The organism is Photobacterium proteolyticum (assembly GCF_001939735.1).
GTDB classification, from domain to species: domain Bacteria; phylum Pseudomonadota; class Gammaproteobacteria; order Enterobacterales; family Vibrionaceae; genus Photobacterium; species Photobacterium proteolyticum.
The window spans coordinates 38,406-61,383 of the sequence record NZ_MJIL01000041.1 but is presented as its reverse complement, the minus strand read 5'-3'; the positions used below and the strand labels follow the sequence as shown (position 1 = coordinate 61,383).

Annotated in this window: 23 protein-coding genes, 2 pseudogenes and 1 riboswitch; of the genes and pseudogenes, 15 read left to right on the top strand and 10 right to left on the bottom strand. The window is 44.1% G+C overall.

Going from position 1 to position 22,978, the window contains the following annotated elements; genetic code table 11:
* Positions 1 to 119 precede the first annotated feature (119 nt).
* From BIT28_RS01705 to BIT28_RS01695, 3 genes are all read right to left on the bottom strand, one after another.
* Positions 120 to 371: a hypothetical protein gene (locus BIT28_RS01705; RefSeq protein WP_075761907.1), complete on the bottom strand. Its 252-nt coding sequence runs from the start codon at positions 369 to 371 to the stop codon at positions 120 to 122.
* Between the two features lie 145 nt (positions 372 to 516).
* Positions 517 to 1,980: an ArnT family glycosyltransferase gene (locus tag BIT28_RS01700; RefSeq protein WP_075761906.1), complete on the bottom strand. Its 1,464-nt coding sequence runs from the start codon at positions 1,978 to 1,980 to the stop codon at positions 517 to 519.
* Positions 1,977 to 2,984 (bottom strand): glycosyltransferase family 2 protein, encoded by a 1,008-nt coding sequence (locus tag BIT28_RS01695; RefSeq protein WP_281251542.1) that lies wholly within the window; start codon positions 2,982 to 2,984, stop codon positions 1,977 to 1,979. Before BIT28_RS01695 ends, BIT28_RS01700 begins: the two co-directional genes overlap by 4 nt.
* A gap of 152 nt (positions 2,985 to 3,136) precedes the next feature.
* Here BIT28_RS01695 and BIT28_RS01690 point away from each other — a divergent pair, with 152 nt between their 5' ends.
* Both BIT28_RS01690 and BIT28_RS01685 read left to right on the top strand, forming a co-directional pair.
* Positions 3,137 to 3,817, top strand: coding sequence for a response regulator transcription factor (locus tag BIT28_RS01690; RefSeq protein ID WP_075761904.1), 681 nt, complete (start codon positions 3,137 to 3,139; stop codon positions 3,815 to 3,817).
* A complete protein-coding gene (locus BIT28_RS01685) occupies positions 3,814 to 5,115 on the top strand; it encodes a sensor histidine kinase (RefSeq protein WP_245823632.1) in 1,302 nt (433 codons plus the stop codon). Before BIT28_RS01690 ends, BIT28_RS01685 begins: the two co-directional genes overlap by 4 nt.
* On the opposite strand, the gene BIT28_RS01680 is transcribed toward BIT28_RS01685, so the two are convergent.
* On the bottom strand, positions 5,072 to 5,494 hold the full coding sequence (locus BIT28_RS01680) for a GtrA family protein (protein ID WP_075761903.1): 423 nt from the start codon (positions 5,492 to 5,494) through the stop codon (positions 5,072 to 5,074). The genes BIT28_RS01685 and BIT28_RS01680 overlap by 44 nt on opposite strands.
* Positions 5,495 to 5,691: 197 nt before the next feature.
* Here BIT28_RS01680 and BIT28_RS01675 point away from each other — a divergent pair, with 197 nt between their 5' ends.
* From BIT28_RS01675 to BIT28_RS01660, 4 genes are all read left to right on the top strand, one after another.
* A complete protein-coding gene (locus BIT28_RS01675) occupies positions 5,692 to 6,603 on the top strand; it encodes a polyprenyl-phosphate transporter (RefSeq protein WP_075761902.1) in 912 nt (303 codons plus the stop codon).
* A gap of 168 nt (positions 6,604 to 6,771) precedes the next feature.
* On the top strand, positions 6,772 to 7,233 hold the full coding sequence (locus BIT28_RS01670; RefSeq protein WP_075761901.1) for a hypothetical protein: 462 nt from the start codon (positions 6,772 to 6,774) through the stop codon (positions 7,231 to 7,233).
* Positions 7,230 to 7,817 carry an SCO family protein gene (locus tag BIT28_RS01665; RefSeq protein ID WP_075761900.1) on the top strand — a complete coding sequence of 196 codons (588 nt, stop codon included), beginning with the start codon at positions 7,230 to 7,232 and terminating at the stop codon, positions 7,815 to 7,817. Before BIT28_RS01670 ends, BIT28_RS01665 begins: the two co-directional genes overlap by 4 nt.
* A gap of 178 nt (positions 7,818 to 7,995) precedes the next feature.
* Positions 7,996 to 8,259 carry an Lpp/OprI family alanine-zipper lipoprotein gene (locus BIT28_RS01660; RefSeq protein ID WP_036821101.1) on the top strand — a complete coding sequence of 88 codons (264 nt, stop codon included), beginning with the start codon at positions 7,996 to 7,998 and terminating at the stop codon, positions 8,257 to 8,259.
* 45 nt (positions 8,260 to 8,304) lie between these two features.
* Here BIT28_RS01660 and BIT28_RS01655 read toward each other — a convergent pair whose 3' ends face one another.
* Positions 8,305 to 8,973, bottom strand: a complete 669-nt coding sequence (locus BIT28_RS01655) for a response regulator transcription factor (RefSeq protein ID WP_075761899.1) — start codon at positions 8,971 to 8,973, stop codon at positions 8,305 to 8,307.
* Between the two features lie 629 nt (positions 8,974 to 9,602).
* Between BIT28_RS01655 and BIT28_RS01650 the strand changes: the two genes are divergently transcribed.
* Complete coding sequence (locus BIT28_RS01650; RefSeq protein WP_075761898.1) at positions 9,603 to 10,889, top strand: cytosine deaminase; 1,287 nt, start codon at positions 9,603 to 9,605, stop codon at positions 10,887 to 10,889.
* 53 nt (positions 10,890 to 10,942) lie between these two features.
* Here BIT28_RS01650 and BIT28_RS01645 read toward each other — a convergent pair whose 3' ends face one another.
* Positions 10,943 to 12,226 carry a S1 family peptidase gene (locus BIT28_RS01645; protein ID WP_075761897.1) on the bottom strand — a complete coding sequence of 428 codons (1,284 nt, stop codon included), beginning with the start codon at positions 12,224 to 12,226 and terminating at the stop codon, positions 10,943 to 10,945.
* 229 nt (positions 12,227 to 12,455) lie between these two features.
* Positions 12,456 to 12,950, bottom strand: a complete 495-nt coding sequence (locus BIT28_RS01640) for a hypothetical protein (RefSeq protein ID WP_075761896.1) — start codon at positions 12,948 to 12,950, stop codon at positions 12,456 to 12,458.
* A 300-nt stretch (positions 12,951 to 13,250) separates the two neighbouring features.
* Between BIT28_RS01640 and BIT28_RS01635 the strand changes: the two genes are divergently transcribed.
* Positions 13,251 to 13,823 carry a PhnA domain-containing protein gene (locus BIT28_RS01635; protein WP_075761912.1) on the top strand — a complete coding sequence of 191 codons (573 nt, stop codon included), beginning with the start codon at positions 13,251 to 13,253 and terminating at the stop codon, positions 13,821 to 13,823.
* Positions 13,824 to 13,962: 139 nt separating this feature from the next.
* On the opposite strand, the pseudogene BIT28_RS01630 reads toward BIT28_RS01635, so the two are convergent.
* Positions 13,963 to 14,100: pseudogene (locus BIT28_RS01630) on the bottom strand (VOC family protein); the annotation flags it as partial.
* Between the two features lie 246 nt (positions 14,101 to 14,346).
* A riboswitch (TPP riboswitch) is annotated at positions 14,347 to 14,444 on the top strand.
* Between the two features lie 69 nt (positions 14,445 to 14,513).
* Here BIT28_RS01630 and thiD point away from each other — a divergent pair.
* The 5 genes and pseudogenes from thiD to tenA all read left to right on the top strand — a co-directional run bounded on the left by thiD (position 14,514) and on the right by tenA (position 18,652).
* Positions 14,514 to 15,341: a bifunctional hydroxymethylpyrimidine kinase/phosphomethylpyrimidine kinase gene (thiD, locus tag BIT28_RS01625; protein WP_075761895.1), complete on the top strand. Its 828-nt coding sequence runs from the start codon at positions 14,514 to 14,516 to the stop codon at positions 15,339 to 15,341.
* Positions 15,342 to 15,352: 11 nt separating this feature from the next.
* The gene (locus tag BIT28_RS01620; RefSeq protein ID WP_075761894.1) at positions 15,353 to 16,126 is read left to right on the top strand and encodes an ABC transporter ATP-binding protein; all 774 of its coding nucleotides are present in this window, start codon (positions 15,353 to 15,355) and stop codon (positions 16,124 to 16,126) included.
* 85 nt (positions 16,127 to 16,211) lie between these two features.
* Positions 16,212 to 16,940 (top strand): annotated as a pseudogene (locus BIT28_RS01615) (ABC transporter permease); the annotation flags it as partial.
* A gap of 68 nt (positions 16,941 to 17,008) precedes the next feature.
* A complete protein-coding gene (locus tag BIT28_RS01610) occupies positions 17,009 to 17,950 on the top strand; it encodes an ABC transporter substrate-binding protein (protein WP_075761893.1) in 942 nt (313 codons plus the stop codon).
* Between the two features lie 33 nt (positions 17,951 to 17,983).
* A complete protein-coding gene (gene tenA, locus BIT28_RS01605; protein WP_075761892.1) occupies positions 17,984 to 18,652 on the top strand; it encodes a thiaminase II in 669 nt (222 codons plus the stop codon).
* A 36-nt stretch (positions 18,653 to 18,688) separates the two neighbouring features.
* On the opposite strand, the gene BIT28_RS01600 is transcribed toward tenA, so the two are convergent.
* Positions 18,689 to 19,288, bottom strand: a complete 600-nt coding sequence (locus BIT28_RS01600; protein ID WP_075761891.1) for a TetR/AcrR family transcriptional regulator — start codon at positions 19,286 to 19,288, stop codon at positions 18,689 to 18,691.
* Positions 19,289 to 19,387: 99 nt separating this feature from the next.
* Here BIT28_RS01600 and BIT28_RS01595 point away from each other — a divergent pair, with 99 nt between their 5' ends.
* Positions 19,388 to 19,999, top strand: a complete 612-nt coding sequence (locus BIT28_RS01595) for a glutathione S-transferase (RefSeq protein ID WP_075761890.1) — start codon at positions 19,388 to 19,390, stop codon at positions 19,997 to 19,999.
* An 11-nt stretch (positions 20,000 to 20,010) separates the two neighbouring features.
* Positions 20,011 to 20,679 carry a glutathione binding-like protein gene (locus BIT28_RS01590; RefSeq protein WP_075761889.1) on the top strand — a complete coding sequence of 223 codons (669 nt, stop codon included), beginning with the start codon at positions 20,011 to 20,013 and terminating at the stop codon, positions 20,677 to 20,679.
* Positions 20,680 to 20,860: 181 nt separating this feature from the next.
* Here BIT28_RS01590 and BIT28_RS01585 read toward each other — a convergent pair whose 3' ends face one another.
* A complete protein-coding gene (locus BIT28_RS01585) occupies positions 20,861 to 22,663 on the bottom strand; it encodes a nucleotidyl transferase family protein (protein ID WP_075761888.1) in 1,803 nt (600 codons plus the stop codon).
* Positions 22,664 to 22,978 lie beyond the last annotated feature (315 nt).

Below are 22,978 nucleotides of genomic sequence, written 5' to 3'. Positions count from 1 at the left end.
TGCATAGGCTAACGGTTCTCGCTCGACTGAGCCCGTAGAGGACTTTCACCTCCTAGAACAACGCCATGCTCGGCGCACAAAAAGCAAAAAGTGGCCCCTGGCCACTTTTTAATCAATCTTTAATGTTTGAGTTCTCCTGTGGAGAGTAACGACAAACTGTCTGGCGTAAACTTCTGGTAACAAATCTGAGACCGCTGCGGCGGATAGATGAACTTGGTTACTTTAACCACATATTTAGCAACAATGTTTCCGGCTAAATCTTTCTCATCGTACCAAAATGTATCAATATCTGTTTCCTTTCCGATATCCCACTTCATGTCTGTGCGCACGAAACTATGACTACTGGGTATCTCTAGTAACTCTTTGTACATAGTGATGCTCCAACTTTCAATAATCCTGACGTCATATTTCCACAGCATTAAAAGGGATATAGTTAGTCCCATCACAGTTCAAAAAACAACCAACAAATCTAGTCACATTTAACGCTTATTATAAAACTCTTTATGCACCAGTTATTTAAGGCACAGCATTAACACGTGATAGAGCTGTCGATTTACAATAGATAAGCTCACGCTTTTTGGACTCTCCACGTAGCTCACAACGGCGCTTATCCCATAAAAAACCCTGTGGTATATGCTTTTTCTCGATAACAATGAAGACATCAGATTCTGCATTATTCATCAACTTTACAATGGGTTCATTCACCGCTTTAGCCTGGCCATTTGAATAAAACTGGGCAGAAAAAGGCCTGTGATTAACGTAGAGCAACTCACTCTGGCTCGCTTCTGCTTGCGACGCCCACTGGGCCATCAAGTGCTTTTCCGCTTCTTTTCCTGTCAGGTTAAACTTCAGTAATAAAGCAACAATAACAATTAAGACAGGGGTAATCAGTCCCAACTTAAACACACTTTCTGATAAAGGCTGTTGATAGTGATACGCGGTAATGAGTAAGGCCATTGCAGGTAACCCAGGAAGTACGTAGCTAGGCAAAATGTTACCGGCAAACGTAAACAAAAGTAATGGCGATACCATCCAACACCAGAGAAACCCAAGATAACCTGACTCAGACTGAACACCCTCTTGTCCATTTTTGAAAAATCGTGAAACCTGATAGATCAAAATCGGGGTCCAAGGTAACGCAGCCAATACCCAGTACACCCAAATGGTGCCTCTTAACTCTTTGTGGGCCGAGCCATAGAGATCCCCCTCCCAACCGCTAACAACAAATCGCTTAATATGCTCGCCGACGATGAAGTAATTCAAAAACCCCGGGGTCTTCCACTCTGCCAGCAAGTACCATGGCAATGAGATGAGTAAAAATAAAGCCACCCCTCCCTTCCATGGCAAGCAAGTTGGAATTTGCTGCCAGCGCTTGTCCTGAGCCAGCCATAACACCAGGCTAATCCCGACCAGTACTAACGTCAGCGGCCCTTTTGCCAACATACCAATAGCAAGGCCGACAAAGAACAAATAGCCCCAACCTCGGGACTTTTGCTGCCACGATAGCCAAAAGCTCACCATGCTCAGGGTTATGGCCAGAGTTAACGCCATATCCGTCATGACTGCGCCCGCAATAACACTGAATGCAGCTGTAGTTGCCAAAATCGCAACAGCCAGCCAGGCCGTGTTTCGATTACCTTTCCCTCTGGCAGCCATTAGCCACACCAAGCCTAACACCATACAGCCAACAATGAGGTGAGGAACTCGGGCAGCAAACTCCGACACCCCGAGTAATTCAAAACCCGCCGCACTTAACCACGTAAATAACGGCGGCTTACCCCAAAAAGGGACATTGTAATCAAACATCGGCGTGATCCAGTTTCCTGTCTCGAACATGATTCGAGCCATCTCGCCATACCGCGCCTCTGTGGTATCCATCAACGGATAAATACCAAGAGTTAGCAACCGAACAGTCATTGCGAAAACGGTTAATGCTAATGCATACTGAGTGAGTGTAAGTTTCTTTAGTAACTGAATCATGCTTTTACTTCTTTATTCATTTTTACTGTTTCTTGTACGTTGTTATCCATAACAACAAATAAAGGTCGCTGCTTCGCTTCAATAAATAACCGACCGACATACTCTCCCATCAAGCCGATAGAAAGCAGCTGGATCCCGCCAAGTAACAAAACAACCATGATAGTGGACGGATACCCTGCCACGGGATCTCCCCAAATCATGGTTTTGGTAAAGACAACAAACGCCATTGCAATGGCTGCTATAGAGGTAAGCAAGCCGGCACCGGTTGCCAGTCGCAACGGGCGAGTACTGAACGAGGTGATCCCTTCAAATGCCAGGTGGACAAGCTTGGTATAATTCCACTTTGTTTCACCCGCGAGCCTTGGGTCCCGATCAAACATCATGGTTGTACGGCGAAAACCGGGCCAGGCAAATAACCCTTTCATGAAACGGGTTCTCTCTGGCAGCTTATTGATTTCGTCGACAACTCGGCGATCAATCAACCTAAAATCACCCACATTTTCAGGAATAGGCATTTCAGTTAACTGATTGATAAGTTTGTAAAACATTGATGCGGTAAAACGCTTGAACCAACTCTCCCCAAAACGCTCCCTTCGCTTCATATCAACAACATCAAATCCGCGTTGCCATTGTTCAACCATCTCGGGAATCAATTCGGGGGGATCTTGTAAATCAGCATCGATCAAAATAACTGCCTGGCCTAATGCTGATTGCAAGCCTGCCGTCATGGCCGCTTCTTTGCCGAAATTTCGACTGAGCCTAATCGTCCTCACCCTGTGACTAGAGCTCGTCATGTGGCTAACCAGATCCCAGCAACGATCTGAGCTGCCATCGTCGACATAAATGATTTCACATTTTTTTTCTAACTGGTCCAATGCATTACAGAGGCGTTCATGACAATCTTCAATAACGGCTTCTTCGTTATACATAGGCACGATCACAGAAAGGAAAAATTCCTCATCATGATTACAACGCTGTTCACGGTGATGTGACAGCAAACTAATAGATGACAAAATTAACCTCCATTTGTGACCTATTTCTTAGTTCTTAATTATTATTTTATTGGGTATCATGTAACAAAAAGGTCATCGACATTTTTTTCACGTTGACGTATGTCAACATATGACACTTATTTCCTAGCTTGCGAATAACTTTTATGAAATTACTGTTAGTTGAAGATCATCAAAATATTGCTGGTATCATTTTTGACTTTTTTGAAATTAAAGGATACACACTGGATTACGCTAGCAATGGCCAACAGGGATATGATCTAGGATGCGAAAATCACTACGATCTGATTATTCTTGATGTCATGCTTCCTCGCATGGATGGCTATACGGTATGCAAAAAGTTGAGAGAGCATGGAGTCGATACCCCAATCCTGATGCTAACAGCACGAGATACCCGGGAGGATACCCTGGAAGGTTTTTCTCAGGGAGCTGATGACTACCTGGTCAAACCGTTTGATCTTGAAATCCTTGAAGCCCGTATCAAGGCCTTGACTCGGCGCCGAACCGGTGAAACCGCAACCACTACCCTGACTTTTGGCCAGCTAGAATTAGATCTTGGCAGTCACACTGTTCACCGAAGCAACTGCAGCTTTTCTCTAAACCCAACGCTGTTCACCATCCTGAAGCTGCTCATGGTTAGGGCTCCGAAGCTGGTTACCAAGGAAGAAATCATTTCGACCCTATGGGGAGATGACGAGCCTGAAGGAAATGTATTAAGAAGTCATATCTATCAACTCAGAAACCAAATAGACAAACCGTTTAAACATAGCTATATCAAAACAGTGCCAAAAGTTGGCTACCAGTTGATCCCAGAGGAAGAGCAGTGATTACAAGCAAGCAGGTTAAAAGTGCCAAGCAGCTAACCTTCAGTTATTTTTCTATTGTAGCCTTTGCCATCATAAGTATTCATTTCGCCCTACTCGAAACGACTCTTGAAGATTTCGAGTTGATCAATGCAACCAACAGGTTGCAGCACGCTAAAGAAGTCGCCAAGGAGGTACTCAGTGAAAATGATGTTCAGACAATCTCGATTCCTCCTTTCAGCCATGCCTATATAGGAAAAGAACTACTACCATCAGATCTTAACATACCAGACAATTTGCCAAAGGATACTGCTGTTGCTGTGGGAAGTGACGATTCAATTTCTATTGAATCCGAATATTTTATTATGCGAAGTGATTTGACAATTGGAAACGATAAAAAGACTGTATATTTACTTTATTACGATGACATCTATGAGCTTAGTGAGAATCAAGTCTTTCGAAACCAAGCTAAACAACTATGTATTACATTACTCTTAATTTTAATTAGCCTGTTTGTCATTTTAAGTATTTCTCGAAGGCTGACTGCCCCTTTGTCAGAGCTAACCAATGAACTAGAGGACCGTTCTGTCACAGATTTATCCCCTATTCAGCCGCCCAGAGGTGTGGTTTCAAAGGAGCTTTTGCAGCTTGTCACCAGCTTTAACCTCTATTCCGAACGGATCCATCAGCTACTGGAGCGAGAGCGATCTTTCAATCGCTATGCCAGTCATGAACTACGTACTCCTTTGATGGTTATGAAGGGATCAATCTCTCTGCTTGGGCAGTCGAACGATCCCGCGTTTATAGAAAAACAACGTATACGCCTACTCCATGCTAGTAATGAGATGAACGACTTCGTCACTACCTTGCTCTCGCTAACTCGTGAAGAAAACCTGACCAACCTCAGTCCGCGAGCCTTAGGCCATGATGAACTCAGCAGCATAGCCATCGAACATCAGCACTTACTGGCAAACAAACCCGTTGAATGGCGTGTGACCATGAACGGTGAGACAACTGTCAAAGCACCTGAAACCACAATGAAAATACTCATCGGCAACCTAATCAAAAATGCCTTTGCTTGTACAGAACAAGGGACAGTTACTATCGAGACCTCGCCTGATAGCATCAAGGTGATCGACAGCGGGATCGGGCTAGGGAGTAAACCTCGTGGCGTCGAAGGCTTTGGCCTTGGTTTGCTTATTGCCGGTGACATTTGCCGGAAATATGGCTGGCAGTTGAATCATTACAACAACGGCTCGCAAGGTTGTATTGCAGAAATCATGCTAACGCCGGGCGATACACCCAGCGAGCCGCAAGGATAAAATTAGCAACCATACCTAAAAGAATACCGGGGATCATCGCAGCCAGTGGCCAGAAATAAAGCCCACTTTCACCCACCAGTTGCGTGATCCATGCATCATCTACCCACCAGATCAGCGCCCAGTAGCATCCCCAGTTTGGAATAAACCCCACACATGCCGTTAAGAGGAACCTAAACCATTGCCTAAGTGGAGCACTTCTATCAGCCCCTTTAAAAGTAAACTGACGATTGCACCACCAGGTAAACGATGCCGCGACCCAAAATGCTCCCGCCCTTGCTGGTATTACCGGCAACAGTACAGACAGCAATGTCATTACCGAAACATCTACAATGAAACCAAGCCCACCTGACACCGCGAATTTAAGTATTTTTTTATCCATTGAATCTCAAACACACCTGTAACCTTATCTCGCAGACAAAGACTAGTCGTATACAAGTCAAAAAAAGGTAAAACTGACTCATTAATACATACCCATATAACAAGGCCACCAAAGAGCAAAAAAACACTTATTTTTCACAGCCACACGGTATAATGGCGGCAAGTTCTGCTATTCAATTATTCAGATTACGGAAAACCATGAGCAAAGTTTTTACCTTTCTAAAAGGCATGGCGATGGGTGCTGCTGACGTGGTGCCTGGCGTTTCAGGCGGTACAATCGCTTTTATTACAGGGATCTACGATACTTTACTTGAAAGTATTCGACGTGTTAACCCAAGCCTAATTAGCATTTGGCGGGACAAAGGTTTCAAGGCCGCTTTCGAGCATATTAACGGGACATTCTTGATCTTGTTATTATCAGGCATTCTAACCAGTATCTTTACTCTGGCACGCATTATTACATGGATGCTGCATACCCATCCGATCCCGCTGTGGTCATTTTTCTTTGGCCTCATCATCGTATCGGTAAACCATATGTTCAAACAAATCAAGCACTGGAAGCCCAACCGGTTTCTTTCGGTTGTTGCCGGTGCAATATTTGCCTACGGCATTACAGTCCTGCACCCGCTTAGCTTAGAGCCAACATTACTGAACACCCTTATCGCGGGATCCATCGCTATTTGCGCCATGATCCTGCCCGGTATTTCAGGCAGCTTTATCCTGTTGCTACTAGGGATGTACACCCCTATCCTCGCTGCAGCCAAATCACTAGATATCGTAATGCTTGGTACATTTGCCTCCGGTTGTCTGCTGGGCCTATTGAGCTTCTCCCACGTTTTATCCTGGGTACTTCGCCGCCATCGTGATATCGCCCTAACATTCTTGACGGGTTTAATGATTGGTACGCTCAGCAAAATTTGGCCATGGAAAGAAACCTTAACCTGGAGAACAAATTCTAGCGGCCAGCAGGTTCCGTTGTTAGAGCAGAACCTTTCGCCATTAAACTTTGAGCAAGTAACAGGGCAACCTGCGATGCTAGGCTACGCCATTGCTGCAATGCTAGTAGGAATTGGCATTGTCTGGGGGCTTGAAAAAGTCGCTGAAAAATAACCACTTAATTAATCTTGCCCTGCTTATCCGGGGCAAGGTTTACACAATTTCCACGAACAAACAGCTTAACTTCAACGCCCCTCACAAAATTCTCTCACCACCAATAGCCGCCCTTGTTATCGTGATATCATTCACAAACTCATTACAAGCAAGGACCAAATGTAAAGAATGAACAAGAGCTCATGGAAGCCTATAGCCAATCTCTTATTTATCGTAGCCGTCGGTTGGGGCGGATACCAGGTGTCTGAAATCGGTAAGAATAAAACTGAAAAGCAGCAACAACAGCAAATTGACTATTGTCAGCTCAGCACTCAAGTTTGTGAACAAAACAACGCATCTGTTACACTTGCTACTGATATCATTAACCCAATGCAAAACACTGAAATCAATGTCCAATGGCCTGATTTACCAGCTGAAACCGACCATTTAATACTCACATTAGAAGGACATGAAATGATGATGGGCGTCTATCAGTTACAATTATCACGCACCGCCAGCGGCGGGTTTTCTGGCGACCTGACACTCCCGTTTTGCACATCGGATGAAATGACTTGGCAAGGGAATATTAAGCCCTTGTCTGACCAAGAAGAAATTGCACCTATTAATGTTTCAATAAGGATGGTCAAGTGAAGTTTCAGTGGATTGTACTCGCACTCGCACTTTCAGCAGGTTTAATTACCCAGTATATTGTTGGCTCCAAGGATCCGGCCTTAGCTGAAGCCAGTTACCCTATGAATATTCTTGAGAGCGGTCAGGAAGCTGTTGACCTCTATGACGAGGAAGACTCACGCCTACGAGTTATCTACTTTGGCTATACCCACTGCCCTGATGTCTGTCCAACCTCATTGGCTGTACTTTCTGCTGCGCTGAAAGAGCTCAATAATAAACAACTTGAAAATCTCTGGCCTATTTTTATTACACTGGATCCAGATCGTGATACTCCTGAGAAAAGTGCCGAGTACGCACAATATTTCCACAAAAATATTATTGGAATGACAGGGACGGAACAACAAACAAAGGCACTCGCTGAGAAATATGGTGTTCTTTATATGCGAACTGAGTTAAAAGACTCTGCTCTCGAATACGCTGTTGACCACAGCTCATATTTTTATTTCCTCAAGCCTGACGGAACATTGGTTGAAAAAGTTCAACACACATTGAACCCGCAGATTATTGTCGAAACGATAGAACGACTTTTATCCAAGTCATCATAAAATCAAATTACTAAGCTTTTATACCCGCTCCGGCGGGTTTTCTCGTTTTTGAGAGGCCTTTTTTAGCGATAAATAGGTGACAAAGAAGAAATTTGAGCAGCATATGCCATACTAATTCTGCCGACTGATAACATTTAACACTCGGTCTGTAGTGGCAAACAAAGGAGAAGAAAGAAAAATGAACCGTTCATTATCTATCCTTACCGGTATTATTCTGAGTGCGACTCTAATTGGTTGCTCAAGCTCAGATGAAGTTGATCAGATGCAGCAACTTACCAACAAAGTAGATATGCTCTCTGATCAGGTAGGTGCTCTGCAAAGTCAGCAAGATCAAATGGCAGGTGCAGTTAATGATGCACGTGCTGCTTCTGACGCAGCGTATCAAGAAGCAATGCGTGCGAACCAGCGAATCGATAATATCGCGAGTTCGTACAGCAAATAAATCAAAAAGTGGCGCTTCTAGCGCCACTCCTTTTATTTAGCTTGCTCAGACTATACCCACTGACTCAAGAAAACTATATCCTCTTCCTCGAACCGTTTTAATATGCTGCTTAGACAAGCCAGACTGCACCATCTTACGGCGAATGTTACTTATGTGCATATCAAGATTACGATCGAAAGGGCTTAACTCCTTTTTAAGCACTTCCTTTTGTAGTTCTGCTTTTGATACCACAACACCATGCTGGCTTATCAAATACTCGATAAGTTCAGACTCAGTTCCCGTTAAAGGCAACCGAGAAATCTGCTGGCTAAGATCAGTTTGGCAATGATTAATACTCTGCCTCTGACGTTCTAGACCGACACGCCTCAATATTACGGTAATGCGCGCCAATAACTCAGGTACCCGAAAAGGTTTGGCTAAATATTGATCGGCACCGGCCTGCAACCCTTCTAACATTGAGGGTTCATCGCCTAACGCCGTCAGCATCATTATTGGTGTAGCAAATCGCTGGCAAACTCGGCGAGCAACCTGCAGGCCATCAATGTTAGGCAACATCACATCAAGCAAAACAAGATCAACTGCATTGCTCTGCATGTATGCGAGTGCATTTTCACCACAATGCTCGCAGTGAACATCATAGCCTTCTTCAGTCAGTACTTCTTTTAGCAATTCGCACAGTTGAATATCATCATCAACAACAAGGATCTGGGACACAAACTAATACCCAAAGAAAAACAATTCGCATTATTATCCTTATTGTCATTTAGTTCAATAATGATAACAAAAATACTTATTCCCCCCCTTTTAAGTGAGCAAAAACTCCGCACTCGGCCCCACTTCTCGATACCGATTTATCCGGCTCGATAGCTTAACAAACCCAGCTAAACTCAGCGTTCAACGTTCATTTTACAGCATCTTATTTAAAAAAATTATTGACGTTTTTTCGATATTGAACTAAATCAATCTATCTGAGATTACATGACTTTTTCATTACGTACAGTATTGACTTTGTTGAATCCGGCATGGTGATTAGGCTCAAGGCATTTCCCACAGAGTTATTCACAGCTTCTGTGGATAAACAATTTATCCCCAGCCCAATTTTAAAGTCGTACAACGCAAAATACGTTGCTAAATACCTACTTTTAGCAAGTTCTAGCCTGATTGACACTCTACCCTATAAAAATAGATACAACGTGCCATCTCACAATTGACGGTATTTCATTGCAGATTTCCTTAAAAACCATCATTGTCATAAGGGCTTTGCTAATGCTGAATTAAAACAGCCTACCGGGTAGCTATCGCCAGTGTTGCCCTTGGCGACAATAGTATAAGGATTCATTGAGATGCAAACCTCAGATATGCTCATTCAAAATATTTCGCTACAAGGCAAGGAAGACCTGCATCAAATTCTAATCGAAAATGGTCAGTTCAAAACAATAGCTCCAATGAGTAAAGCGCTAAACCATACCTGTAAAGTACTTGATGGTGAAGGAGGTATGGCAATTTCCCCATTTTGCGAGCCGCATGTCCACTTAGATACCACCCAAACAGCAGGTGAACCAAGCTGGAATATTTCCGGAACTTTGTTCGAAGGTATTGAGCGCTGGGCGGAAAGAAAGTCCAAGCTATCTCTTGAGGATGTAAAGCAGCGTGCCAAGCAAACGCTAAAATGGCAAATTGCCAATGGTGTCCAGCATGTACGCACCCATGTCGATGTTTCTGATCCAACACTGGTTGCGCTAAAAGCAATGCTTAAAGTCAAAGAAGAGATGAAGCAATGGGTTGATATCCAAATTGTTGCCTTTCCTCAAGAGGGCATACTCTCCTACCCTAACGGCAAAGAGTTACTCGAAGAAGCGGTGAAACTTGGCGCTGATGTTATAGGCGCGATTCCCCACTTTGAATTCACACGCGAGTATGGGGTTGAATCGCTACACTACGTGTTTGAACTCGCCCGCAAGTATGATCGACTCATCGACGTGCACTGCGATGAAATTGATGACGAGCAATCGCGTTTTGTCGAAACATTGGCCGCCCTGGCGCATAAGTTCGAAATGGGTGACAAGGTAACTGCTAGCCATACTACCGCGATGCACTCATACAATGGCGCTTACGCATCACGCCTGTTCCGCCTGCTCAAAATGTCAGGCATCAGCTTCGTTGCCAACCCTCTGGTGAATATTCACCTACAGGGCCGCTTTGATGATTACCCTAAACGACGCGGCATTACCCGGGTCAAAGAAATGCTGGCAGCTGATATCAATATCTGTTTTGGTCATGATGACATCTTTGACCCGTGGTATCCGCTTGGTACAGCAAACATGATACAAGTACTCCATATGGGGTTACATGTATGCCAGATAATGGGTTACGACCAAATCAACAATTCACTGGCTTTAATTAGCACTAACTCAGCACGTACACTTAATATCAAACACCACTATGGTATTGAAGAAGGCAAGCCAGGTAACCTGCTGATTTTACCCGCTGAGAATGGTTTTGATGCTGTTCGTCGCCTGGTCCCGGTGCGGTATTCAATCCGTCAAGGCAAGATCATTGCACAAACTCAACCTGCAACGACACAAATTTGCCTAGAAGAACACAGCGAAGAAGTGACTTTCTGCCGATAACTACTATTGCGAATAAAGCCACCGTTCCACTCTGGAGGCTTTATTCGAATCACTTACCCTTCTTTATTCCCAGCCCTACAACGAACCCAGCAAGCATAAATCATCAATAATATCGTCCCCCAGATGCTTGCTCCGCCGCTGGCTGACTTCAAATTGCAGTTAGTGTGCGAAATACCTGAAGAGTTAGGGTTACAGTCACCAATATCAAGTTCATCTTCTTTTCCATCGCCGGAAGTCGTATCACCAGAACCTGTATCATCCCCTGAGCCTCCAGCCCCCCCCTCTGGAGTCGTAGCGGATTCTTCGGCTGTAATAAAGTCAGGCTTGGTAACTGGCTTTTCGGGGATGGTACCGACAATCGATAGAATCCATGGGTAATAGGTGCCAATCCGTGTATAAAAACTCGGACGCACAAGCGAACCACAAACCAGTTTGCCTATAGGGCCACCGCTGACAATACCAAACTGCACCCATTCTCCTAGCTCATTCTGTGCACTTAGAGGCCCGCCACTGTCTCCCTTGCATGAATCCGAGCCAAATTCCAACGAAGTACCATCGCTATCAAAAATAACTGATGGTGGCAGCGAACAGATCTTTGTTCGGTTCATTGGACTATCAATGATGTAATGAGCCTCGTTACCAAGTTCTAGACGAGTAAAACATTCATCCATAGGGACAAATGATAGCTTAGCTTCCAACAATCTTTTCGATACCCCTGTTCCGTTAGTCTGAGTTGAACCCCAACCGGAAACTTTTGTATTTTCAGGCCGCTCTTTCTCAGACCACTGCAAACCTAACCGAACATCAAGTTCATCTGCATCTTTATCCGTTGCCAGAGCAACATGATTAATATTCACAGAAAAAGGCTCATCAACTCGCAATAATGCTAGGTCATTCTCTAACGCAGTACTGATCACCTCAGTAAGAGTAGTGCCATCCGGCTTGAGAACTTCCTTTAGAATTACCTGGGGAGAATATTTCGGATACACCACAACATGAGAAACCGCATACAATGTTGCGACATCTTCAATAACACTGCTTGTTGTCCCTACCATCACACTCAACTGACTGGGAGGAATTACGATAAACTTACCATCATCCCCTTGTTGAACAACACAGTGTGCGGCAGTAAGCACCCAGCGTTGGTTGACGACGGTTCCACCGCAAGTATGGCTTAGCTGATTTGAACTTAGACGAATCGAGGCAATCCAACTATAATCATCACTCGGTTTGACGGGTGTACCACCTACGATATAGCCAGTAACATCTGAGGCTATTGCCTGACCAATATATAACAAGCACAAGCCTACCGTGGCGAGTAAGTGCCTAACTGTCATCACGTTCACTCTCTGGTAAATAAAAGCAGTAATTTACCAATGGGTATAAAAGTGAATATGAGGAAAAAGATGTTATGCGAGGGTATTCGAATTAATTTACCCAGTAACGTAAACAAGCAACATATATCAGTTAATCTGATCCAATTTTATTGTTTACGTATCTAATATTAATAAGGCTGGGCTTGTGAAACAAACCCAGCCTTTAAATGCTAGACCTCAATTGTCCCAGTTACAGCGCTTGGAGTGAGGCACAACTTACCTCGTTGTAAGCAATATCCACGTATAACCCGCCAACTTCAGCAGCAAGTTTTGGATAAAAGCCATGACTTGATGCTGTTTTTACTTTATCAAGATCAATCGTATAAACCGCCAGACCCAGCATATCAATCTCACTTGGCAGGCAACTACTGGAATTTCCACTTTCAAAACAAACTTGATCGGTAATATCAATTCTGCCACACGTTTCACCCTCAACGGTTATTCCTAAATTTTCAAGGGTAGACTTTGAAGCTACAGGCAGCCCATCAGGTGACGTATTCCCCTGGCTTGCACTGGTAATTGTGGCAATGTCATAATAACCAGGGTCTAAAGTACCTAGTTTACTGGCTACCTGTGCGCCCGTAACCGTAAACACTTTTGTATTTCCCTGCGCTAAATCTTTGACATCATCTTCGTCACAGCCCGCCAGAGCCAGTATAGATAGTAAAAAAACAGCCTTCTTCATCACTCGTCCCTACATCGTTTTATAATATTAATTTAAGGCAATTATGATTTTATCCTTATCTCTACATTATTACAGCCTTTTAACAACAATGAGCAAATAAATGATAGCTTAAGGCTGTTATTTCTCTTCAACTAGGCCGCTCGATATCGGGCAATAATCGACCACCGCTGATAAAGATGTTCACTTACCATACAATTCACTATCAGCTTAGGCTTATTTGTGTGACCTAAAGCAGGATTTCTTTCCTTATCGAAAAATGCTGGCATAATAATGCCACAACAAATCTACGGACAAATCCCTATGACTATTGAAAACATCGTTAAGCAGCGTGCTGACGCAAAATGTGAACTTTGTTCATCTGAAGATAACTTGAGCGTGTATGAAGTGCCTGCTTCTCCGGACACAACTGCTGGTAGCTGTGTGATGGTCTGTGGTACTTGCCGAGGTCAAATTGAAGATGCTGATACTATGGATCAGAATCACTGGCGCTGCCTGAACGATAGCATGTGGAGCCAGGTTCCTGCCGTTCAGGTTATGGCTTACCGTATGCTGAAACGTCTTTCGGCTGAAACGTGGGCGCAAGATCTTCTTGATATGCTTTACCTAGAAGAAGACACAATTGAGTGGGCTGAAAAAGGGATCGCACTAGAAGCACTAGACTCTATTCAAACACTAGATGTGAATGGCACTCCGCTTCAGGCTGGTGACAACGTCACTATCATCAAAGACCTGCCTGTTAAAGGGTCTAGCCTGGTTGTTAAGCAAGGCACTGCTGTTCGTGGCATTCGCCTAACAGACAACCCTCTGCACATCACAGGCAAAGCAGCCGGTACCAACATGGTAATCATCGCCGCGTACTGCAAAAAGATGTAATTTAAGTTCGCAGTAACGATGAAACACCAAAGGCGCCAGATAGCGCCTTTGGTGTTTGTAAGGCTGCTTAAATCATAGATAGGCCAAAATTATTTATCGGACCATATCGCAAGCTCATTGCCACTTGGCTCGGTAAAATGAAAACGCCGCCATCTAACCCTTGATTGGAAAATGCGGAATAGTCTTCACCATAATCAATAAACTCCCAGCCGAATGCCTGAGTAAAAAATGCCTTTGTCGCAGAAAGGTCCACCGCTGGGAATTCAACATAACTGATTCTTTCATGAGTTTATTTTTGGGAATCATCCATATTTCACCTCTTGAGATTGATCACTCCATCATTATTTGTCTAAAGCTTACACATATTGGTGATTATAATCTCAGGGGCTGGTCAAGTGAAAACGGTCCTGATCCAGAAATTTTCACAATCATGTTTGCTCTATGATTAAAAACATGGTTAGAATAGCGGGAAATTAATAACAGCATCATTTGCTGTCTAGTCAACCAAATTAAACGAATTTTAGTACGTTAGTCGGGGAGCCTTTGGCTGAGACCATTTCGATGGGACCCGTTGAACCTGATCCATTTAATAATGGCGTAGGGAACTAGCAACCGTGTCTCTCTGTGCCCTTATCTCCTGTGGCCTTTCTTTGACACCTGCTACCCTGCGCTCAACTTTTAGGGGTAGTTATGGCGATTCCATCAAAAACACCAATCACACTAACGATTGCCGGCTCTGATAGTGGCGGCGGTGCAGGCATTCAAGCAGACATCAAGGCTATTTCGGCGACAGGGAGCTACGCCTGTTCCGTCATCACTGCATTGACGGCACAAAATACTCAAGGCGTGTCTGGTATCCTTGCAGTCGAGCCTGGGTTTGTCGAACAACAACTAGACAGTGTCTTTGCTGACCTTGATGTCAAAGCTGTAAAAGTTGGCATGCTAAGTGACAGTAATATTATCCGTGTAGTTGCCGCCAAGCTCCGCCAATACCAGCCTAAACACCTGGTTGTCGATCCTGTCATGGTCGCGACCAGCGGTGACCTCCTACTGCAACAAGATGCTATTTCAAGCCTGAAATCAGAACTGTTGCCGCTAGCTGATGTGATTACCCCTAACCTACCTGAAGCAGCAGCCCTTCTGAATGTTGCCATCCCGCAAAGCGAGCAGGAAATGGCGAATATGATAGCCGGTTTACGTGAACTCGGCTCTGAATCCGTTCTTCTCAAAGGTGGTCACCTGGAACAGGACACCAACAGTACCGACCTGCTCATTCTTGCTGATAACGTAGTGCGAATGAGCACACCGCGAATTCCAACTAGCAATACCCACGGAACCGGATGCACGCTTTCTTCGGCAACCGCGTCGTTTCTTGCCCAGGGCATTGAGCTAACAACTGCCGTCCAATACGCAAAATCCTATATCACGATGGCAATCAGCCATGCTGACGAACTTGAAATTGGCTCGGGACACGGGCCGGTGCACCACTTCTTTGCCGGTCACTACCAACCACAATAAGAGTATTGGCTATGTGCGTATCCACAACAATCCAGCACTCTCGTGCTGTCGAAGTTCGTATGCAGCATGTTTCGCTGACATACAAAGATGCCAACGATGCTCTGTTCGCGGATCTGAATCTGACACTGCCTGCCGGTGAGTGGACATGCCTGCTGGGTAAAAGTGGCTGTGGTAAAACAACACTGCTAAGGCAACTTGCAGGACTTAACGAAGATCGTGTCAATTGGCATGGTACCCTTGTCACATCCGATAATAAGTCGCTGTCTGAACGTATTGCCTATATGGCTCAGCAAGATCTTTTGTTGCCATGGCTGTCGGTGATGGATAACGTTTGCCTGAGCCACCGTTTCGGTTCGTCTCCCTCCCTTCGGGATCAGGATAAAGCCGTCAGGCTGCTTCAGGCAGTTGGGTTGGAATCCTACGCGACAGCAATGCCAGATCAACTTTCAGGTGGAATGCGCCAGCGGGTAGCACTGGCCAGAACGTTGATGCAGGACAAGCCCCTAGTGCTTATGGATGAGCCATTCTCGGCACTTGATGCCGTGACACGCCATAAGTTGCAGACTCTGTCGGCCGAGCTTCTCAAAAACCGTACTGTATTGCTGATCACCCATGATCCTCAAGAAGCACTACGCCTCGGGCACAATATCTACATCATGACTGGCAAACCGGCCAAGTTGGTTGAACTGGCTACACCACCATCGGTACCACCAAGACAATTCGATGCCCAAATGGCTGCCCACCAGCAAGCCATTATCGAGCAACTGGAGCAGGATTATGGCTGATCAACCTACACCCAATACCATGACCGAGTCAGTCCAAATCCGGTATTTAATACCGGAACAGCACCGCGGGATATCACAAAGCCTGATGCGCATTCTGATTAGCTTTGCTGTGATTATGGGTTTATGGCAGGCCTCTGTCGTAACATTCGACATGCCGGCCTTCATTTTGCCAGGCCCGGCTGCAGTCTTAAGCAAGTTAATCGAACGCTCTGAGGTGTTATGGCACCACACAATAGTCACCAGTACCGAAGTTATACTCGGACTGTTGCTTGGTTTGTTTATGGGGCTATTTTTTGCATTACAAATGTTGCTTTTTGCCCCGTTACGCCGCTGGCTGCTGCCAATTCTTATCACCAGTCAGGCTATTCCCGTCTTTGCGATCGCTCCGATTCTGATGCTATGGCTGGGATATGGTATTGCCTCGAAAGTTGTCATGGCCGCCCTGATTATCTTTTTCCCGGTAACAACCTGCTGTTATGACGGCCTTCGCCATACACCTTCAGGATATCTGGATCTGGCCAAAACCATGGGCGCAACACGCTGGCAACTACTATGGAAAATTCGGTTACCAGCGGCTCTGCCAGCTTTGGCCTCAGGCGTTCGAGTCGCCGTTGTCGTCGCTCCAATCGGCGCTGTAATTGGTGAATGGGTAGGCTCTAGCGAGGGTCTTGGCTATTTGATGCTACAAGCCAACGCCCGAATGTTTGTCGACGAAATGTTTGCCGCCCTTTTTATCCTGGCTTTCTTTTCAGTCAGCCTCTATTTCACCGCCGATGTATTGCTGAAAAAAGCAATTCCGTGGCAAAGCAAATAACACCAACAAAGGCCTGACTATCAGGCGAATAAACAATAAAGATAACACCTTAAGGACAGGAACAATCAATGAAAAAGCATTTACTCCCTGGATTTGCTGCACTTTCTCTATCTATGGCCTCATTCAATGCGGCAGCAGAAAAAGTCACCCTGATGCTGGACTGGTTCGTCAACCCCAATCACGGCCCTATCATTTTGGCCCAGGAAAAAGGCTGGTTTGCCGAACAAGGCCTTGAAGTAGAAATTCAGGAACCGGCTGATCCAAGTATTCCGGACAAACTTGTTGCCGCAGGCAAGATTGATATGGCGGTTTCATACCAAAGCACTCTTATCTCCAGTACTGCCGCCGGTTTGCCGGTCGTACGCTCCGCGACCCTTATTTCGGGTCCGCTAAACTCTCTGATTGTGCTTGATAAATCAGGTGTAAAGAGTCTGGCGGATCTAAAAGGCAAACAAATTGGTGTCGCGATTGGCGGTAACGAGGATGCAACCATAGGCACCATGCTTCGATCTGCCAATGTCAGCATGGAGAGCGTAAAAATCATTAACGTTGGCTGGGCGCTTTCATCTTCTCTCGCTTCCGGCAAAGTGGATGCGATTTGGGGCGGATTGAGAAACTTCGAGCTGAACCAACTTGAGCTGGAAGGCTACAAAGCAACGGCATTTTACCCTGAAGAGCACGGTGTTCCACCCTATGACGAGCTGATCTTCGTTGCCAACAAACACAAGTACAGTCCGGAAACGGTTAGTAAATTCAACAAGGCTATCGAAAAAGCAACTGTCTACCTGATCAACCATCCTGAAAAGGCCTGGCAGGAATTCGTAGCTTATTCTCCCGATACACTGAATAACGATCTCAACCGTAATGCCTGGGAAGATACCCTCACCCGTTTTGCATTGCGGCCGGGAGCTGTTGAACTGAAACGATATGACGAATATGCCGAATTCATGAAAAAACACAAAATCATCACAACCCTGCCGCAGGCTAAAGATTACGTACTGACGTACTAATCACTTCATGGCTCTATTTAACAAGGACTCCCAGTGAATCATCAAGACCTTATCAAAGCCTGCCAGCAAGACTGGCAGGCTTACACCGAACATAGCTTTGTTACTCAACTGGCTAAAGGTGAACTAAATAAAAGTGCCTACCTTCATTATCTTAAGCAGGACTTTTTATTCCTCAAACACTATGCCCGAGCCTACGCACTTGCGATCTTCAAGGGGCGTACCCTTGCTGAAATGCGTGAGCCGTTGCCAAGCCTGACGGCTTTGCTTGATTCCGAGATGTCCCATCACGTCGAATACTGCGCGAAATGGGGTTTGACTGAGTCGGATATGGAAGGCGAACCGGAGGACTTTGGTACTGTCAGCTACACCCGCTATGTGCTTGATACAGGGATGGCCGGAGATCGTGTTGATCTCTTTGCCGCCCTCGCCCCCTGTGCAATCGGTTATGCAGAGATCGGCACTCAGCTCCTTAACTGGCCTGAAACAAAACTTGACGGTAACCCTTACCAAAGCTGGATCCAACTATACAGCGGTGAAGAGTTCCAGTCTGGTGTACGCGACACAATTGAGCGCCTTGATGAGATGTTGGCTGAAATTCCGCTAGGCAGCCAACGCGGTCAAAGACTGTGCGAAATCTTTAAAACAGCGACTCGTATGGAGGTTGCCTTTTGGCAACAAGGCCTGAACGCTTCTGATAGCTAATTCGAGCATTCAACAATTCTTATCAGTATCAGGTGCCTATTCGCAGGCACCTGATACTTTTTGTCCATCAAGCATAGTCAGTAACACAGACAGGGCATCATCAATCATTTCGTATTGCCGAGCTTTCCCCAGTACTCTTATTCCCTGCATCTGCATCACCAAGAAATGGCTAAGCCTCGCCGGTTCAACACTTGTATTCAGCTCTCCCTGTCGCTGCGCATTTTCAATCGCATTCTTAAAGCTATCTGATAGCGTCTGATAAAGCAGACTTCCGGCTTCCAGCACTTCATTATCACTGTATGCCCGCTCCAAAATGGCATTCTGCATAAAACAACCGCATTTTTGCTCCCGTTGCAAATCGGCGAAGCATGTCAGATATGCAACAATGTCCTGGTAACCCGCATCGGCAGACAAACTATCTGAAAGCATCGGAAATGATATTTTTTTCAGGTAATAGTTCAGCGCTTCCCGATACAACGACTCCTTGTCGGTATACGTGTTGTAAAGGCTGAACCGATTTATTCCAAGGTGATTAACAAGGTCTGCAACAGAGGTTTCCGAGTAGCCTTTTTGCCAAAAGAGCTCCATCGCTAATAGCAGTTTTTCCTCGCGGTCAAAATTCTTCGATCTGGCCATTCCTATTCCTCGCCAAAAAAAGATCAAATCATACTTGACTGATCGTTCCGTTATTGAGTAGATTTTAAACTAAACGATCGTTCAGATAAAGGAAGTGTAATGAAAATTTATGAACTAGGACCAGCACCAAGTGCTCGCCGAGTCAGTATTTTTCTGGCCGAAATAGGAATTGATGTTGAACGTCAGCAAGTCGACATTCGTGGGGGCGAAAACCTCAGCGAAACATTCAGGGCAATAAGTCTCAATGGGCAGATACCTGTACTTGAGCTCGATGACGGCACAACAATCTGCGAATCTGTCGCAATTTGTCGCTATTTTGATGAAGCCTTCCCGACAGAACAGTCACTCTTCGGTAACAGCGCACTCGAGAAAGCCCAAATTGAAATGTGGCAACGCCTGGTTGAACTACGCGGTCTGCTGGTGGCAATGCAAGCCTTCCGTAACATCAGCGGCATCTATCAAGACAGAGAAAACTGCATAACGGCCTGGGGAGAAGAATCTCGCCAGCGCTTAGTTGATTTCCTACCTACGCTTGAGAAACAACTTTCGAAAACAACCTATGTTGCCGGTGACAGTTTCAGTATTGCTGACATTACTGCAGTCATATTATGCGATTTCATGAAAAATCTAGAAATCCATATCGATGAAAACTTACCAAACTTACAACGTTGGTATCAGCTAGTTAGCGCCCGTCCCTCCGTTAAAAGCTAAAAGGAATTAATATGATAGATCTATACACAGCAGCCACGCCAAACGGCCATAAAATCTCTATTGCGCTGGAAGAAATGGGACTTGAATACCGAGTCCACCCACTCGACCTGATGGAGGCGGAACAAAAACTGCCAGAATTTACCGCCATTAACCCAAACGGTCGAATTCCAGCTATCGTAGACACAGAAAACGACAACTTCGCGGTTTTTGAATCCGGTGCCATCTTATTGTATCTGGCAGAAAAAACTGGAAAGTTCTTGCCTGAGGATCCTAAAAAGCGCTCTCAGGTTATTCAATGGCTGATGTTTCAGATGGGCGGTGTGGGACCAATGATGGGGCAGGCAAATGTGTTCTATCGTTATTTTCCGGAGACCATTCCGGCAGCAATAGAAAGATACCAGCACGAAGGCCGTCGCTTGTTCGAGGTCATGGATAAACAGCTAGCCAAACATGCCTATCTTGCAGGTGATGAATATACCATCGCTGATATGGCAACCTGGCCATGGGTTCGAATCTATGAATGGAGCGGAATTGATATCGACGGCCTGGAGCATCTGCAACGCTGGCTCAATGAGCTTGCCGAACGCCCAGCTTGCCAGAAAGGTATTCTTGTTCCACCGCCATCAGAACTGAGTGACGAAGAAAAGGCTGCTGAAATTAGAAAAATGGTGACCCGATAACTAAGGCAGGGTCTGTTGCTCTTCATCGGATTTCTATTACAGTGCACAGAAACCTAAACTTTCAAGCGAACATCTCCTGCATACGACACAACTGCTCTGTTTAGTTAAAAAACACCGATAAATATCGGTGTTTTCTCGCTCAAGTAATTACATTGTATTTTTATGTCAGTATCAAAAAAGACTAGTAATTCTCCCTTAAAAATAGATAGGTAGGCTCTGGAACCATTTCTCTAATTTCTTTGAATTCTTTATTCAGTAGATATTTACGTACTGTTGATGCACTAATCACTTCACCATTTGTAGAAATCCTATCGATAATTTTAACGTCAATATTATAAATAGGTAACAACTCTTGCATTTTCTCATTGTACTGCTTAGTGATCTTGCACTTTGGCTCATCACCCAGAAAAATCGTACTAATGTTTAACTTCTTAGCAATATACTCACAAAAAAACCATGCCTCCATTGAGGCATCTGCTTTTGTTTCAGTGGTCTCTTTATCAAAGTAATCAGGGTAGGTCAGCTCCGTACAAATAAACTTACCACCACGAAGAACAGTTACGTTATCGATATGTTTTGTGCTTTCTGAAACTAATTTCAGCCGATCTTCAAACTTAAAGAACGACTTATCTTCTTCTATAACAAAGATAAAAAGTTTATCTACTTGCTTCGCTGCGTACTCTATCAAATGCAAGTGTCCATTAGTTATAGGATTGCAATTGACTGCCACGCTGCCAATATCCAAATCTGGGTTAGGAACATGTTTATTAAGCAGATCAAGATAGATTTTCATCTCACTAGACTCGAGAGCTTGAGCCGTCTGTTTATATAAAAAATACTTAAACTTTTCTAATACATCTAACACTCTATTATCTAGGTTAATGGCTTTCGTTGAACGAGTACTTCTTTCCAGTAGAGGAAGAAGGATGTCACTTGTTATCGTTTCTGCTAAGATTTGATTGCCTTTCGGTGAAAAGTGACATTGTTTTTTTGTCAAATCAAGGAAAAAATCATCACCTCTATTCAATCTATTTAAGTCTAATTTAGTTATACAATCATCTTTAATTCTTGTGAATTCATCGAAGTCAAAGAAAACAACAATATCATTAGGCTGTATATCTGTTTGCACCAGGTTATTCATTGCTAACAGCAAATTCATGCCTAGAACACCATGGTTCTCCACCTTTGTATCTGTATAGACTTTGTTAATTTGCTTTTGTACGCCACTAACTAGTGTCTCTTCGTCACTCATACCAACAGAGAAGGTTGTTGAAGAACCAAAGAAAATAATTTTTCGATTTGATTTTTCAGGTTGACATACTGTTGTACGCAATCCATTCCGAACAGAAACAACCGTATTCTCAAAATCTGAAAGTAAAACTTTTGTTGCCCTTATAATTGGAGTGCTGTAGCTAAACAACTCATTATAATTGGTGTTTTTACTGTCTGAATACAGACCTTTGATGTAACTAGGGGCTGTATTATTCCTGCTCCATTGGGCTCTCTCACCGATATAAAGTTGACTATTCTTTAACAACTCTTTTTCTTGATAAGATTTTCTTTTCAGAAAGCTTCCCTTACCCGTTACATGGATGAGTGATGGAGTGGCTCCTTTACTTAATATATAGTTTTTGATAAAGGTAACTTTATCAATATCGCATAAGTTATTATTAAGGTTAGTAATAAGATCAATTAGATTGCTATCACCTTCAGAAGTATACTGGTTTTGTTTCTCTAAATCTGAAAGTGCTTCATATCTATTAGTCATTATATAAAGGTTCATTAGGACAAAATAATAGTCCTTTCTCCCCCCTTCATAAAAAAGTTCTTCTGCATATTTAACCGCCTTACTATAATCGCCAAGCCTTGCATAAAGCCTTACCAGCTTAAAGTTCTGAGATAGAGCGTGCTTTTGTGAACTGATCTTTCTTAAAAGCAGGTACTTAATCAATCTAGCCTTATATGAGAGACTTCTATAAACCATTGGTAACACCTGAATAGTAAACTTCTAAAATATAATTATTGTATAAATAGTTATAAAACTGCTTCGGGCGGATAATATCATATGATATTACAAAATATTGTAAGGGTGTGTAATATCTATGTATTCTTTGTCTCACATAAAATCAGCCACTCTACATATCAATGGTACTGATGAACAATGGAAGAATGGTGGAAAACGTTTTTTCAAAAAGTGTAGATCAATTGAACAAGTTAATGAATAACTTGCTGGATAGTCAGCATTACAAAATTGGCATCGTTCACAACAACAATGGATATTGACCGAAATCTGAACATT

Bases quoted from the DNA above. Each gene is read 5' to 3' on its own strand.
- BIT28_RS01705 (WP_075761907.1), bottom strand. From the start codon at position 371: ATGTACAAAGAGTTACTAGAGATACCCAGTAGTCATAGTTTCGTGCGC.
- BIT28_RS01700 (WP_075761906.1), bottom strand. From the start codon at position 1,980: ATGATTCAGTTACTAAAGAAACTTACACTCACTCAGTATGCATTAGCA.
- BIT28_RS01690 (WP_075761904.1), top strand. From the start codon at position 3,137: ATGAAATTACTGTTAGTTGAAGATCATCAAAATATTGCTGGTATCATT.
- BIT28_RS01680 (WP_075761903.1), bottom strand. From the start codon at position 5,494: ATGGATAAAAAAATACTTAAATTCGCGGTGTCAGGTGGGCTTGGTTTC.
- BIT28_RS01675 (WP_075761902.1), top strand. From the start codon at position 5,692: ATGAGCAAAGTTTTTACCTTTCTAAAAGGCATGGCGATGGGTGCTGCT.
- BIT28_RS01670 (WP_075761901.1), top strand. From the start codon at position 6,772: ATGAACAAGAGCTCATGGAAGCCTATAGCCAATCTCTTATTTATCGTA.
- BIT28_RS01660 (WP_036821101.1), top strand. From the start codon at position 7,996: ATGAACCGTTCATTATCTATCCTTACCGGTATTATTCTGAGTGCGACT.
- BIT28_RS01650 (WP_075761898.1), top strand. From the start codon at position 9,603: ATGCAAACCTCAGATATGCTCATTCAAAATATTTCGCTACAAGGCAAG.
- BIT28_RS01645 (WP_075761897.1), bottom strand. From the start codon at position 12,226: ATGACAGTTAGGCACTTACTCGCCACGGTAGGCTTGTGCTTGTTATAT.
- BIT28_RS01640 (WP_075761896.1), bottom strand. From the start codon at position 12,950: ATGAAGAAGGCTGTTTTTTTACTATCTATACTGGCTCTGGCGGGCTGT.
- BIT28_RS01635 (WP_075761912.1), top strand. From the start codon at position 13,251: ATGACTATTGAAAACATCGTTAAGCAGCGTGCTGACGCAAAATGTGAA.
- thiD (WP_075761895.1), top strand. From the start codon at position 14,514: ATGGCGATTCCATCAAAAACACCAATCACACTAACGATTGCCGGCTCT.
- BIT28_RS01620 (WP_075761894.1), top strand. From the start codon at position 15,353: ATGTGCGTATCCACAACAATCCAGCACTCTCGTGCTGTCGAAGTTCGT.
- BIT28_RS01610 (WP_075761893.1), top strand. From the start codon at position 17,009: ATGAAAAAGCATTTACTCCCTGGATTTGCTGCACTTTCTCTATCTATG.
- BIT28_RS01600 (WP_075761891.1), bottom strand. From the start codon at position 19,288: ATGGCCAGATCGAAGAATTTTGACCGCGAGGAAAAACTGCTATTAGCG.
- BIT28_RS01595 (WP_075761890.1), top strand. From the start codon at position 19,388: ATGAAAATTTATGAACTAGGACCAGCACCAAGTGCTCGCCGAGTCAGT.
- BIT28_RS01590 (WP_075761889.1), top strand. From the start codon at position 20,011: ATGATAGATCTATACACAGCAGCCACGCCAAACGGCCATAAAATCTCT.
- BIT28_RS01585 (WP_075761888.1), bottom strand. From the start codon at position 22,663: ATGGTTTATAGAAGTCTCTCATATAAGGCTAGATTGATTAAGTACCTG.